This window comes from Streptomyces krungchingensis (assembly GCF_054729265.1).
Genome location: NZ_JBPUKY010000001.1, coordinates 7,939,912 through 7,952,955, shown reverse-complemented (window position 1 = coordinate 7,952,955; position 13,044 = coordinate 7,939,912). Strand labels below are relative to the sequence as shown.

The 13,044-nt window shown below is 74.0% G+C and carries 11 protein-coding genes; 6 read left to right on the top strand and 5 right to left on the bottom strand.

What is annotated here, in order from left to right:
- Positions 1 to 350 precede the first annotated feature (350 nt).
- On the top strand, positions 351 to 1,277 hold the full coding sequence (mmuM, locus tag ACSYGO_RS34775) for a homocysteine S-methyltransferase (protein WP_460388932.1): 927 nt from the start codon (positions 351 to 353) through the stop codon (positions 1,275 to 1,277).
- 144 nt (positions 1,278 to 1,421) lie between these two features.
- On the opposite strand, the gene ACSYGO_RS34770 is transcribed toward mmuM, so the two are convergent.
- Positions 1,422 to 3,053, bottom strand: a complete 1,632-nt coding sequence (locus tag ACSYGO_RS34770) for a carboxylesterase/lipase family protein (protein ID WP_460388931.1) — start codon at positions 3,051 to 3,053, stop codon at positions 1,422 to 1,424.
- A 336-nt stretch (positions 3,054 to 3,389) separates the two neighbouring features.
- Here ACSYGO_RS34770 and ACSYGO_RS34765 point away from each other — a divergent pair, with 336 nt between their 5' ends.
- On the top strand, positions 3,390 to 4,442 hold the full coding sequence (locus ACSYGO_RS34765; RefSeq protein WP_426681250.1) for a LacI family DNA-binding transcriptional regulator: 1,053 nt from the start codon (positions 3,390 to 3,392) through the stop codon (positions 4,440 to 4,442).
- Here the strand turns inward: ACSYGO_RS34765 and ACSYGO_RS34760 are convergent.
- On the bottom strand, positions 4,420 to 5,073 hold the full coding sequence (locus ACSYGO_RS34760; protein ID WP_426681251.1) for a ThuA domain-containing protein: 654 nt from the start codon (positions 5,071 to 5,073) through the stop codon (positions 4,420 to 4,422). The genes ACSYGO_RS34765 and ACSYGO_RS34760 overlap by 23 nt on opposite strands.
- 501 nt (positions 5,074 to 5,574) lie before the next feature.
- On the opposite strand from ACSYGO_RS34760, the gene ACSYGO_RS34755 reads away from it, so the two are divergent.
- Positions 5,575 to 5,973, top strand: a complete 399-nt coding sequence (locus tag ACSYGO_RS34755) for a VOC family protein (RefSeq protein ID WP_345657709.1) — start codon at positions 5,575 to 5,577, stop codon at positions 5,971 to 5,973.
- Between the two features lie 9 nt (positions 5,974 to 5,982).
- On the opposite strand, the gene ACSYGO_RS34750 is transcribed toward ACSYGO_RS34755, so the two are convergent.
- Positions 5,983 to 6,699 (bottom strand): helix-turn-helix domain-containing protein, encoded by a 717-nt coding sequence (locus tag ACSYGO_RS34750; protein ID WP_426681252.1) that lies wholly within the window; start codon positions 6,697 to 6,699, stop codon positions 5,983 to 5,985.
- Between the two features lie 10 nt (positions 6,700 to 6,709).
- Entirely contained in the window at positions 6,710 to 7,645 is a 936-nt protein-coding gene (locus ACSYGO_RS34745) for an AraC family transcriptional regulator (protein WP_426681253.1), read from the bottom strand.
- A gap of 104 nt (positions 7,646 to 7,749) precedes the next feature.
- Between ACSYGO_RS34745 and ACSYGO_RS34740 the strand changes: the two genes are divergently transcribed.
- Complete coding sequence (locus ACSYGO_RS34740; RefSeq protein WP_460388929.1) at positions 7,750 to 8,583, top strand: NAD(P)H-binding protein; 834 nt, start codon at positions 7,750 to 7,752, stop codon at positions 8,581 to 8,583.
- Here the strand turns inward: ACSYGO_RS34740 and ACSYGO_RS34735 are convergent, their stop codons facing one another.
- The gene (locus ACSYGO_RS34735; RefSeq protein ID WP_426681255.1) at positions 8,584 to 9,744 is read right to left on the bottom strand and encodes a YihY/virulence factor BrkB family protein; all 1,161 of its coding nucleotides are present in this window, start codon (positions 9,742 to 9,744) and stop codon (positions 8,584 to 8,586) included. It abuts the gene before it with no gap.
- Between the two features lie 17 nt (positions 9,745 to 9,761).
- On the opposite strand from ACSYGO_RS34735, the gene ACSYGO_RS34730 reads away from it, so the two are divergent.
- Both ACSYGO_RS34730 and ACSYGO_RS34725 read left to right on the top strand, forming a co-directional pair.
- The gene (locus ACSYGO_RS34730; RefSeq protein ID WP_426681256.1) at positions 9,762 to 11,396 is read left to right on the top strand and encodes an acyl-CoA dehydrogenase family protein; all 1,635 of its coding nucleotides are present in this window, start codon (positions 9,762 to 9,764) and stop codon (positions 11,394 to 11,396) included.
- Between the two features lie 256 nt (positions 11,397 to 11,652).
- Entirely contained in the window at positions 11,653 to 12,939 is a 1,287-nt protein-coding gene (locus tag ACSYGO_RS34725) for a GAF domain-containing protein (protein ID WP_460388927.1), read from the top strand.
- The last annotated feature ends 105 nt before the right edge of the window (positions 12,940 to 13,044 follow it).

Genomic DNA, 13,044 nt, shown 5'->3' with positions numbered 1-13,044 from the left:
CCGCGCTCCCCCGGAGGGGAAGCCCCCGCTCGCGGCAGGACGCCCGCACTCCGGTGCCCAGGGCCGCGGGGACCGATGGCTCCGGGCCGCGGCTCCGGAATGCTCCACGCCACAGGTCGGGACGCACCCGGCCACGGGCGGCGAGCGCTCCACGCCACAAGCCCGACGCGCCCGGCCACAAACACCGAGCGCTCCGTGCCACGGCCCCGGGCCCACCCGCCCGCAGGCACCGAGCCCTCACACCACGGACCCGGCGTCGTGGGCCGGCCGCCACGTCCCGCATCGTGGGCCGGGCGTTCACCAGATGGACGGGACCGGATGCCGCCCACCGCATCGACTAGCGTCGTGACATGACCAGCGACACCCCTCGCACCCTCGCCGAGGCGCTCTCCCGTGGCAGCGTCGTCCTCGACGGCGGCATGTCCAACCAGCTCGAATCGGCCGGGCACGACCTGAGCGACGAGCTGTGGTCGGCACGGCTGCTCGCGGAGCGGCCGGAGGCCGTCGTGGAGGCGCACCTCGCCTACTTCGAGGCGGGCGCCGATGTGGCGATCACGGCCAGCTACCAGGCGACCTTCGAAGGGTTCGCCCAGCGCGGCATCCCGCGGGACGAGGCCGGCGAGCTCATCGGCCTGAGCGTCGCGCTCGCCCGCGAGGCGGCCGGACGCGCGCGGGCGAAGGGGGTCGCACGGCCGCTGTGGGTGGCCGCTTCGGTCGGGCCGTACGGGGCGATGCTCGCGGACGGTTCGGAGTACCGGGGGCGGTACGGGCTGAGTGTCGAGGAGCTGGAACGGTTCCACCGGCCGCGTCTGGAGGTGCTGGCCGCCGCCGGACCCGACGTACTGGCCCTGGAGACCGTGCCCGACACGGACGAGGCGCGGGCGCTGCTCAGGGGGGTGCGCGGGCTCGGCGTGCCCGTGTGGCTGTCGTACAGCGTCGCCGGGGACCGGACGCGCGCCGGGCAGCCCCTGGAGGAGGCGTTCGCGGCGGCCGCCGACGCGGACGAGGTGATCGCGGTCGGCGTGAACTGCTGCGCGCCCGAGGACGTGGACGGCGCCGTGGCCACCGCCGCGCGCGTGACCGGGAAGCCCGTCGTGGTCTACCCGAACAGCGGTGAGGCGTGGGACGCCGGGGCGCGGTCGTGGACCGGCCGCTCCACCTTCACCGCCGAGCAGGTGACGGGGTGGCAGCGGGCCGGGGCCCGCCTCATCGGCGGCTGCTGCCGGGTGGGCCCCGAGGCGATCGCCGGCATCGCACGGACGCTGAAGCCCGCCTGACCCACCGGCCCGCGCCCGGCTCCGGGGGCCGGTCCGGGCTCCGGCCGGTCCAGGTGCACCGAAGCCGGGCCGGTGGCGCCGGCGCCCCGGCAGCCTCCTCGCCCGGCGCACACGCGCCGGGCGGGGCAGGCGGCGGACGCGGCCTCAGGACCGCCGGGCGCGTCCGGAGTTCCGCAGTCGCCGTACCGCCGACAGTGGTGCCGCTCCCCACATGGGCAGTCCGCCGGACGCGCGCGGCACCCGGGCGGACTCGGCGCCGGTCAGGTCGGCGGTCGGCGTGGGCCGGTCCGACTCGGCGTCCCACAGGGCGAGTTCGCGGTCGCGCGGCCCGTGCACGGTGTGCGGTTCGCCGCCGCCGAAGACGCGCACCGGATGCGTGTCGTCCCAGGTCTGCCACCCGGGTTCGCCGTCGACGGCGAACCGCACCCACGCGGAGTGCATCGCGTCGGCGAGTTCCCGCGGGGCGCCCTCGCCCGCGAGTCTCTCCGACTCGGGCACGTCGGAGGTGTCGAAGACGAAGCCGAGTTCCAGGGCGTGGCAGGCACCGAGGTCCGGCACGTTCGAGGGCCACGCGAACTCGTAGACGTACGTACGGGACGGGCCGCCGCGGGCGTCCGCGAGCCGGTGCAGCGGGACGCGCAGCAGGTGGTCGGTGACCATCTGGCCCACCAGGTCCGCGGTGCTCAAGGCCGGGTGGAGGGCGCGGTAGCCGCGGGGCACCTCGTGGCCGCAGCGGCAGCGGGCCATGGCCCCGGCCAGCGCGACGGGCCCGAGCCGGTCGACGGTCTCCATGAGCCCGCCGGGCACCAGCCACAGCCGGTACTCCTCACTGGTCCAGCCCATCAGCAGGTCGACGTCGGGCGAGGCACCGCCGATGAGGGCCTCCAGCGGGTCGCGCGGGACCAGGTCGCCGTCGACGACGATACCGAACGCGGGCCCGCCGAGGACGGGGCTGCTGAGTCTGCCCACGTCGGCCTGGGTGCGCAGCAGCAGTTCGCGGTCGACGGCGGCGAACGCCTCCGCGGTGGCCGGGACCTTCAGCCGGGCGGCCATCCGGCGGACCATCCGGCGCACCTTGTCGCGGTCGCCCGCCTCGGGCGGCCCGCTCTGCAGGACGGCCCGGTGGAACAGGCCACGGGCCCGTGGGGCGGCGAGCAGCGCGCCGATGCTGATGGCTCCGGCCGACTCGCCGAAGACGGTGACGCGGTCCGGGTCGCCGCCGAACTCGGCGACGGATGCCCGCACCCACTCCAGCGCGGCCAGCTGGTCGCGCAGGCCCGGGTTGGCGGGCGCGTCCGGGAAGAGGCCGTAACCCTCCACTCCGAGACGGTAGTTGAGGGAGACGAGGACCACGCCGTCGCGGGCGAAGGAGTGACCGTCGTAGACGGGCATGGCCGAGGAGCCGCGGGTCAGGGCCCCGCCGTGGATCCACACCATGACGGGCAGCCGGGCGCCGGGCCCCGGTTCCGGGGTCCACACGTTGAGGTTGAGGCAGTCGTCGCCGGGCACGACGGGGTCGGCGAGCAGGCGTGCGAAGGCCTCGGAGTACGGCGGCTTGGGCGGGGTCGGCCCGAAGGCACTCGCGTCGCGGACGCCGTCCCAGGGCTCGGGCGGTACCGGCGGCAGGAAACGGCGGGGGCCGAACGGCGGCGCCGCGTAGGGGATGCCGCGGAAGACGGCGACGCCCTTCTCGTACCGGCCGCGCACCGCTCCGTACGGGGTGGCGACGACCGGGTCGTGCGCCGGGAGATCCGCGTCCGCCGCGTCCACCGCCATCCGAGCACCAGCTCCTCCCGCTCCGAACCGTTCACTTCAGAGCACCACATCGCACCCCGGTATTCCTGCCGACATCCCCATTCGGCGGACACGCCGCGAAGTTGAGCGAGGGGTGTCCGCAGCCGCCCGGGCCGGTGCCGCAGCCGTTCGGTGCCGGGTCGCGTCCGGGGTGCCGAAAGTTTCGGCGGGACCTCATTCCATGAACGCCCGCCGCTTCCCGCCGTGTCCGGCCGGGCTTAATGTAGGAAGCGCTTGCTATCCGGGCGGGGCGTCCGGCCCACGGGCAGCGCTGTCCGAAACTTTCGATGGCCCGCGGGGGCCGGAAGGGCGGGTTCCATGGTGCGCACGGGACGCGCGACCGGTCCGACGCTGGCGGTCGTCGCCCGCGCGGCGGGGGTGTCCGTGCCCACGGCGTCGAAGGTGGTCAACGGCCGGGAGGACGTGGCACCGGAGACCCGGCGCAGGGTCACCGAGGCGCTCGACCGGCTGGGCTATGTGCGCAGACCTCGGTTCGAGACGCCGACACCACCGGGCCTGGTCGACGTCGTCGTGCACTCGCTGGAGAGTTCCTGGTCGGGGGCCGTGCTGCACGGCGCGGAGCGGGCCGCGGCCGACGCGGGGCTGGAGGTCGTGGTCTCGACGGGGCCGACCCGGAGCAGCGGCGGGCGCCCCGGGCACGGCTGGCTGGACAAGCTCACCGCCCGTGGCTCGTCGGGGGTGTTGTTCCATCTGGCGGAGCTGACCGCGGGGCAACAGGCCCGGCTCGACGGGCACGGCATCCCGTTCGTGATGATCGACCCCGTCGTCGAACCGCCTGAGGGTGTGGTGTCGGTGGGCGCGGCGAACTGGCAGGGCGGTCTGCTGGCGACGGACCATCTGCTCGCGCTCGGCCACGAGCGCGTCGCGGTCATCGGCGGTCACCGGCGCAGGACGTGCGGCAGCGACCGGATCGCCGGCTATCGCTCGGCCCTCGCCTCGGCCGGGCTCCGGTACCGGCCCGAGTACGTCCGCCACGGCGGTTTCCACGAGCGGGGAGGCCACCGCCGCATGCTCGAACTCCTCGACCTGCCCGAACCCCCCACGGCCGTGTTCGCCTGCTCGGACAGGATGGCGCTCGGCGTCTACCAGGCCCTGGCGGAACGGCGGTTGCGGGTGCCGGACGACATCAGTGTGGTCGGCTTCGACGACCTTCCCGAGTCCCGCTGGGCCGGCCCGGCGCTCACCACCGTGCGCCAGCCGCTGTCCGAGATGGCGGCGACGGCGCTGCGGCTGCTGGTGCGGATGATGGCAGGCGACCGCCCGGAGGGCACGCGTACGGAGCTGTCGACCCGTCTGGTGGAACGGTCGAGCACGGCCCCGGTGCCGGCTACCTCCCCGTCGCCCAGGTGATGCCGCCGAGCAGATGGGCCCGGAAGTCCGGGTCCTCGTACGCCTGCGGAGCGTGCCCGAAGGCGGTGTAGAACACCCGTCCCGCGCCTCGCTCGTGGCACCACACCAGCGGGTGGTCGGCGCCCATGCCGCCGCCCTCGTACGACGACTCGTCGGCGGAGGCGAGCACCCGCACCGCGCCACGCGGACTGGTCCGGAAGTCGTACCACTCGTCGGTGAACTCCCAGACGGGCGGCAGGTGCCGGGTCGCCGGGTGCGTCCGGTCCTCCACCACCGCCTTGCCGGGCTGGTGGTCCGGGTGCCGGGCGAAGCGGGCCCCGAGCAGATCGCCGTAGTAGGGCCAGTCGTACTCGGTGCAGGCGGCGGCGTGCACGCCGACGAATCCGGCGCCCGCGTCGAGGCGGGCGGCGAGGCGGGCGCGGCCCGTGGGCGTCAGCACCTCCCCGCTGGTGGAGAGGAAGACGACCGCGTCGTAGGTGTCCAGGGGTGCCTCGAACACGGCGGGATCCTCGGTCGCCTCGACGTCGAAGCCGTGGGCGTCGCCGAGGGACCGCACGGCGGCGACGGCGGCCGGAATCGACTCGTGCCGGTAGTCGGTGGTGCGGGAGTACACGAGGACGCGCGGGGTCATGGCCCCGACCCTATGCCCGGCCGGTGCGGGTCCCGACGGGGCGGCGGAACCGAAAATTTCGGAGCGCGGGACACGGCCGGGGCCGGGGCCCGGCCACCGGCTGCGACCGCTGAGCGCGAGGCCAGGACGGGTTGCCGGGCAGGGGACTTGGAGGCGGTCCCGGGCGAGGCGACCCGACAGGACGCCGGGCGAAAGCTCCGGGCAAGGCCTCCGGACGGGCGCGGGGCCCGGAGCAGGGTCTCGGGTGCGGGGCCCGGAGCAGGGGCTCGGGTGCGAGACCCGGGCCAGGTGCTCCCGGGTCGCCCCCGGGTCCTGGCACTCCGGCGCCTGACGCCCCAGGGTCCTGGCACTCCGGCGCCTGACGCCCCAGGGTCCTGGCACTCCGGTGCCTGGCGGCCCCGGCAAGGTCTCCGGCCCCGGGGCGGAGGTGCCACTGCGGTGTCGCGCGGCGTGTCCGATTCGTTCAAGACCCGGTGGGCGGGCCCCGCCTACGGTGGGCTCATGACTCCACGATTCGATGTGATCGGCCTCGTCGTCTCCGACATGGCCGCCTCCCTCGCCTTCTACCGGCGCCTCGGGCTCGTCTTCCCGGAGGGGTCCGAGACCGAGCCGCACGTCGAGGCGGAACTGCCCGGCGGGCTGCGGCTGGCGCTGGACACGGAGGAGACGATCCGCTCGTTCCACGCCGGCTGGCGCCCGCCGAGCGGCGGCGGCCGGACGTCCCTGGCCTTCCTCTGCGACAGCCCGGCGGAGGTGGACTCCGTGTACGAGGAGTTGGTCGGCGCGGGTCACCACGGCGAACTGAAGCCGTGGGACGCCTTCTGGGGCATGCGGTACGCCGTCGTGCACGACCCGGACGGCAACGGCGTCGACCTGTTCGCCCGGCTGCCCGGGCAGTAGCTCCGCCCGCTACGGCCGGCCGACCAGTTCCCCGAGGGTCGTGTCCGCCAACTGCCGTACGTCGCGGGCCAGATGGGCCTGGTCCGCGAAGCCGGCCCGGGCCGCGGTCTGCGCGAAGGGAACCCCGTCGCGGGCCAGGGCGAGCGCTCGCTGGAGCCGCAGCACGCGGGCCAGCGTCTTGGGCCCGTAGCCGAACGCGGCGAGCGAGCGGCGGTGCAACTGCCGTGCGCCCAGGCCCAGTCCGTCGGCGGTCTCGGCGACCGGGCGCCCCGCTTCGAGGGCCGTCACAAGCCGGGCGAGCAGCGGGTCGGGCGGTGCAACCTCCTCCGCCCGGCGCAGCGCGAGCTCCTCGAGCGCGCCGAGCGGGTCGGCCGCGGCATCGACGCGCCGGGTGAGGCGGCGCACCTCCGCGGCGGGCCACAGATCCGCCAAGTCGACGCGCAGGTCGCGTAGTTCGTGAGCGGGCACGCCGAGGAGCGCGGGAGCCGTGCCGGGGAAGAACCGGATGCCGGCCCAGCGGCCCGGTGCGCCCTGCGGGTGGTACGCGCGCGTGTCGGGCCCGGCGACCATGAGCCGTCCCTCGTGCCACAGCAGGTCCATGCACCCGTCGGGCAGGACGGCCCGCACCGGCCCGCCCGCGGGCGCGCGGGTCCACACCACGGCGCCCGCCAGCCGGGACGGGCGCTCCGCGTACCCGGACGCGGCGGCGAGGGGTTCGACGGCCACGTACGTCACGCTACGCCGCCCGGGTCCGGTGCTCCTGCGGGCTGACGCCGTACACCCGCTTGAAGGCGCTGGACAGTGCGAACGCGCTGCCGTAGCCGACCTGGCGGGCGATGGACTCGAGGGTGTCGTCCGAGTCGCGCAGGCGGTCGGCGGCCAGCGCCAGCCGCCAGCCGGTCAGATAGGTCATCGGGGGTTCGCCCACGAGTTCGCTGAAGCGCCGGGCCAGCGCGGCCCGGGACACCCCGGCCTTGGCGGCGAGGACGGCCACCGTCCAGGGGTGGGCCGGGTCGTCCTGCACGAGCCGCAGCACCCGTCCCACGACGGGGTCGGCGAGAGCCCGGTACCAGGCAGGCGCCTCGGCCTCGGGGCGCGAGAACCAGGCCCGCAGCGCGGCGATCATCAGCAGGTCGAGCAGCCGGTCCAGGACGACCTCCTGGCCCGGCTCGTCGCGCACCATCTCCTCGGCGAGGATCGGCGTCAGCGGGCACTCCCACACGTCGGAGGTGAGCGAGAGCAGCGGCGGCAGGGCGTCGAGCAGTCTGCCGCCGATCTCGCCCTGCATCATGTACGTCCCGATCAGCAGCACCGTGGAGCCGTCGAGCCGGTCGCCCCAGCTGCGCACCCCGAGGTCCCAGCGGCCCTTCAGCGAGCGTCCGTCGGGGTAGGTGCACTCGCCGCCCGGGAGGATCACCGCCTGCGGGGCGGTCCCGGGATCGTCGGCGCACAGGTACGGGTCGGGCCCGCGGGCGATGGCGAGGTCGCCGGCCCGCAGCCGCACCGCCTCTCCCCCGTCCGGCACGACGCAGGCGTCGCCGCGGACCACCAGCATGATCGTCAGGGGGGCCCGGTCCTCGATGCGCAGGGACCAGGGCGGGTCGAAACACGCCCGGATCATGAAGGCCCCACGCGCGCGTGGGCCCTCCAGCAGGCCTGCGAGTGCGTCCATGGCGTCAGCGTAGACGCAGGCCGCACGGCGCACTGGACGTCCGCTTATGGGAATGAGGCATTCAGTGATGGCCGCCCGCGACGGGCGCCCGTTGACTGGAGGGCATGGCAGAGAACACGCGGAACACGACGGTATGGGTGAGCGGGGCCACGGGGCGCACGGGCAGCCGGGTGGCGCAGGCCGCGCGGGCGGCGGGGCTGACGGTGCGGGCCGGTTCGCGCGCCGAGGGGTTCGACTGGGAGGACGCGTCGACGTGGGCCGGAGCGCTGCGCGGCGCCGACGCCGCGTATCTGGTGTACCCGACGGACGTCGGCTCAACGGCCGCCACCGAGGCGATCGGGGCGCTGGCCCGGGAGGCGGTCGGGCTCGGCGTGCGGCGACTGGTGCTGCTGTCGTCGCGGGGCGAGGAGCGGGCCCGGCCGACGGAGGAGGCGCTCAAGGCGTCCGGCGCGGACTGGACGATCGTCCGGGCCGCGTGGTTCGCGCAGAACTTCAGCGAGGGCCCGCTGGTGGAGGGGCTGCGCCACGGGGAGCTGGTCTTCCCGGCGGGTGAGGTGCGGGAGCCGTTCATCGACGTGCGGGACATCGCGGACGTCGTGGTGGCCGTGCTGACGGCGGGCGACCGGTACGCCGGCCAGGAGCTCGCCGTGTCCGGGCCCAGGCTGCTGACCTTCCGCGAGGCGGTCGCCGAGATCGCGGAGGCGACGGGAGGCGAGCTGACGTACACGCCGGTGACCGCTCGCCGGTACGGCGACGACCTGGCCGGGTTCGGGGTGCCTCCCGAGGAGGTGGAGTTCCTCGTCGACCTCTTCGAGAGCCTCCTCGACGGCCGCAACTCCTACCTCTCGGACGGGGTCCGGCAGATCCTCGGCCGGGCGCCGCGCGACTTCACGGACTTCGCGCGGGAGGCCGCGGCGGCCGGCACCTGGAAGGTGTGATCACTCCGCGGGAGGGTGCTGCTCGCCGTTCTTGTGGCCGGGGTGGGTGCTCCTCGCGTGGGTCCGCAGCCGGGAGGTCACGTCCTCCGGGGGCAGGAAGCGGGACCAGCGCTCAGGGAACTCGGAGGGCATGTCCGGGTCGTCGGGATCGGCGTCGTACGACCGGTGGGCGGCGACGCGGGCGACGTACTCGGCGGCCTGCGCCTCGCGCAGCCGTTCGTTGGCGGCGCGGGCCGCGGCGGTGGCGGCGGCCGGCCAGATCCGGTCGATGGCGGCGTTGACGGCGGCGCCGACGAGGACCGCGAAGGCGGACACACCGATCCACAGCAGGACGGCCACGGGGGCGGCGAGCGAGCCGTAGATGGTGGGGCCCTCGACGGTGTTGGTCAGGTAGATGCGGAGCAGGAAGCTGCCCAGCACCCACATGGCGAGGGCCACCAAGGCGCCCGGCACGTCCTCGACCCAGGGTGAGCGCACGGGCACGGAGACGTGGTAGAGCGTCGTGAGGAAGACGACCGACAGGACGATGACGACGGGCCAGTACAGGACCTGCACCACGGTCGTCGACCAGGGCACGATGTTCACCACCGCGTCCGGGCCCGCCACCATCAGCGGCAGCGCGATCGAACCGATCAGCAGCGCGACGATGAACAGCAGGAAGGACATCACCCGGGTCTTCACGATCCCGCGGGTGCCGTCGAGGCCGTACATCACGGTGATGGTGTCGATGAAGACGTTCACCGCGCGCGAGCCGGACCACAGGGCGAACAGGAATCCGAGGGAGATGATGTCCGGGCGCCCGCCCTTCATCACGTCGTGCAGGATCGGCTCGGCGATCTGGTGGACGCCCTTCTCGGTCAGGACCGTGCGGGACGCCTCCAGGATGTTGGACTCCAGGCTGGCGATCGTGTCGGCGCCGGTCCAGTCGTCCACGTAGCCGAGCATGCCGATCATGCTCAGCAGCAGCGGCGGCACGGACAGGAGCGTGAAGAAGGCGGCCTCGGCCGCCAGACCCAGGATCCGGTACTCCATGCACGAGTTGACGGTGTCCTTGAGCAGCAGCCAGGCGGTCCGTCGCTTCGACACGTTCCGGTACAGCGCGCGAGCGCGGTGGAAGCGGCCCGCGGGAGGCCCTTCGGGTGTTTCTTTTGCCTGGTGCACGTCCTTACCGTATCCGTATGGCAGCCAGCACCCACACCGTGACCAACCAGGCTCCGCCCCTGGTCGGATATGACGTGTTCGCGGCCGACCGGGCCCTCGTGGAGGCGGTCGGCCGGCACCTCGCTCCGGAACTCCTCGACGAGGTACGTGAGGAGCTGTCGGTCCTCGGCCGCACGGCGGGCTCGGCGCAGGCACAGAAATGGGGGGTGCTCGCCGACGAGAACCCGCCCGCACTGCGCACCCACGACCGGTACGGCAACCGGATCGACGAGGTCGAGTTCCATCCGTCCTGGCACCGGCTGCTCGGCAAGGGCGTGTCCGCGGGGCTGACCGCGGCCTGGAACCGGCCCGGCGGACATCTGCGGCGCGCGGCCGGTTTCATGGTGTGGTCGCAGGTCGAGGCGGGCCACGGCTGCCCGCTGTCGATGACCCACGCGGCGGTGCCCGCGCTGCGCACGGACCCGGCGCTCGCCGCCGAGTGGGAGCCGCGGCTGACGTCCACGATGTACGACCCGGAGCTGCGTCCGGCCGCCCGGAAGCCCGGGGTGCTCTTCGGGATGGGCATGACGGAGAAGCAGGGCGGCAGCGACGTACGCGCCAACACGACGGTGGCGCGCCCGCTCGCCGAGGACGGGACGTACGAACTGACCGGGCACAAGTGGTTCTGTTCCGCGCCCATGTCCGACGGGTTCCTGGTGCTGGCGCAGGCACCGGACGGGCTGACCTGTTTCCTGCTCCCGCGCGTCCTGGAGGACGGCGCCCGCAACGTCTTCCGCATCCAGCGGCTCAAGAACAAGCTCGGCAACCGGTCGAACGCGTCCGCCGAGGTCGAGTTCGACGGGACCTGGGCGCGCCGGGTGGGGTACGAGGGGCGCGGGGTGCGCACCATCATCGAGATGGTCGCGGCGACCCGCCTGGACTGTGTGCTCGGCGCCACGGCGCTGATGCGGCAGGCGGTCGCGCAGGCCGTCCACCACTGCACCCACCGTGAGGCGTTCGGGAGCAAGCTGATCGACAAGCCGCTGATGCGCAACGTGCTCGCGGACCTGGCGCTGGAGTCCGAGGCCGCGACGACCCTCGCGATGCGGCTCGCCGCCGCCTACGACGACGGCGGTGAGCAGGAGCGGGCCTTTCTGCGGCTCGCGGTGCCGGCCGCGAAGTACTGGGTGACCAAACGGTGCACGCCGGTGGTGACGGAGGCGCTGGAGTGCCTCGGCGGGAACGGCTACGTCGAGGACTCTGGCATGCCCCGGCTGCTGCGCGAGTCACCGCTCAACTCCATCTGGGAGGGTGCCGGGAACGTCCAGGCCCTGGACATGCTGCGCGCGCTGCAACGGGAGCCGGCCGCGCTCGACGCGTATCTGCGCGAGGTGGGGCAGGCCCGCGGCGCCGACCACCGGCTCGACGGGGCGATCAAGAACCTGCTGACCGAACTCGCCGACCTGGACGGCATCGAGGGCCGGGCCCGCCGGCTCGTCGAGCGGTTCGCGCTGGTGCTCCAGGGGGCGCTGCTCGTGCGGTACGCGCCGGCGGAGGTCGCCGACGCGTTCTGCGCCTCACGTCTGGGCGGCGACTGGGGAACGGCGTTCGGCACCCTGCCGCACAGTCTGGATCTGGCCACCGTCGTGGAGCGGGCACGACCGGTGGTGTGAGGAGCTGATGCGGGGGTGGTGCTGCGCCGACACGGCACCACCCCCGCCTCTGGCCCCGTTCAAGGAGCTCGGACGCCGCCTGAGCGGCCTCGCTGTCAGTTTCAAGGAACCTTGTGACCGTTGGCGAGAGTTGCAGACCGTTGCATTCCTTTGTGCTCCTTGTGCGAAGTCCCGGCGTCCCCCGCCCAGAGCAGGCACGATGTGCAGTGACGTCGGCGTCACTGCCCGTGCGCGGTCCTGGTTCCGGGAGTGCCTTGTGAAGACCACATCGATCAACCCCGCCCGTTTCGCTCCGCCGGATGCGTCGGAAACGGTTCGGCACCTCCAGGCGACGTGGGCCGCGGCACTCCGGGGCGAACCCTCCCCGATCGCTCCTCGCCCGGTCATCGGACAGTCATGGCAAAGAGTGAAACGATTCGGAGTGGATCCCGAACAGAGTACGGACAGTGTGCTGTTGCAGACGGACGAACTCGAACACCGCCGGAACTCCACGGCTCTTGCCGACGTGATGCCCCTTCTCAGCGGCGGACTGGCCGCCGTCGCCGACGCGTCGCTGCAGATCATGGTGGTCACCGATCCGGAGGGGCGGGTCCTGTGGCGGGCGGGCAACACCGGCGTGCTGCGCCGGGCCGACACCATTTGCCTTGAGGAAGGCGCCGCCTGGAGCGAGGCCACGACGGGCACCAACGCGATCGGTACGGCGCTCAGCGCGGGCGCGCCCGTCCAGGTGCACTCGGCCGAGCACTTCGTCCGTACGCTGCACGACTGGACCTGCGCCGCGGCTCCCGTGCACGACCCGCGCGACGGGCGTCTGCTCGGCATCGTCGACGTCAGCGGGCCCGATCACACGTTTCACCCGGCGACGCTCGCGCTGGTCGACTCGGTGTCACGGCTGGCCGAAAGTGAACTGCGCGGCAGGCATCTGGCCGCCGTCGAGCGGCTGCGCGCGGTGGCCGCGCCGCTGCTGTCCCGGCTGGGCGGCAAGGCGCTGGTGGTGGACACCAACGGCTGGCTCGCCGCCGTCACGGGGATGCCGCCCGTCGACCGGGTTCCGCTCCCGAGTTCCTTCGGCGCGGGCCGGGTCTGGCTGCCCTCCCTCGGGGCGTGCTTCGTGGAACCGATGCCCGGTGGCTGGCTGCTGCGGGTCACCGAGACCGACGTCCCGGGGTGCGCGAGCCGGGTGGTACTCGACCTCGCCGAGCCCCGGCGGCCCCGGGTCACCGTCTCGGGCGCGGCGGGCAGTTGGGCGCAGGACCTGAGCCCCCGCCACGCCGAGCTGCTGTACGTGCTCGCCGTGCACCGCGAGGGGCGCAGCGCCGCCGAGCTCGCGGTCGACATCTTCGGCGACCCGACCCGCACGGTGACGGTCCGCGCCGAACTGTCGCGGGTACGGCGCCGCCTCACGGGCCTGCTCGACCACCGGCCGTACCGCTACCGCGACGAAGTCGTCGTCGAGGTCCTGTTCCCGGACGCCCCGCTGGACCTGCTGCCGCACTCGGCGGCACCGGCGGTGCTGGAGGCGCGGGTGCGGCCACCTCTGTGAGACCCGCCGGGGCCGGCCTCACCGGGCGCCCCGGCGGACGCGCCGCACCGCCTGCGGGCGGACGCCCGACGCCCACCCCCCGCGGACACATGTCGTCGTCAGCGT

Bases quoted from the DNA above. Each gene is read 5' to 3' on its own strand.
- mmuM (WP_460388932.1), top strand. From the start codon at position 351: ATGACCAGCGACACCCCTCGCACCCTCGCCGAGGCGCTCTCCCGTGGC.
- ACSYGO_RS34770 (WP_460388931.1), bottom strand. From the start codon at position 3,053: ATGGCGGTGGACGCGGCGGACGCGGATCTCCCGGCGCACGACCCGGTC.
- ACSYGO_RS34765 (WP_426681250.1), top strand. From the start codon at position 3,390: ATGGTGCGCACGGGACGCGCGACCGGTCCGACGCTGGCGGTCGTCGCC.
- ACSYGO_RS34760 (WP_426681251.1), bottom strand. From the start codon at position 5,073: ATGACCCCGCGCGTCCTCGTGTACTCCCGCACCACCGACTACCGGCAC.
- ACSYGO_RS34755 (WP_345657709.1), top strand. From the start codon at position 5,575: ATGACTCCACGATTCGATGTGATCGGCCTCGTCGTCTCCGACATGGCC.
- ACSYGO_RS34745 (WP_426681253.1), bottom strand. From the start codon at position 7,645: ATGGACGCACTCGCAGGCCTGCTGGAGGGCCCACGCGCGCGTGGGGCC.
- ACSYGO_RS34740 (WP_460388929.1), top strand. From the start codon at position 7,750: ATGGCAGAGAACACGCGGAACACGACGGTATGGGTGAGCGGGGCCACG.
- ACSYGO_RS34730 (WP_426681256.1), top strand. From the start codon at position 9,762: ATGGCAGCCAGCACCCACACCGTGACCAACCAGGCTCCGCCCCTGGTC.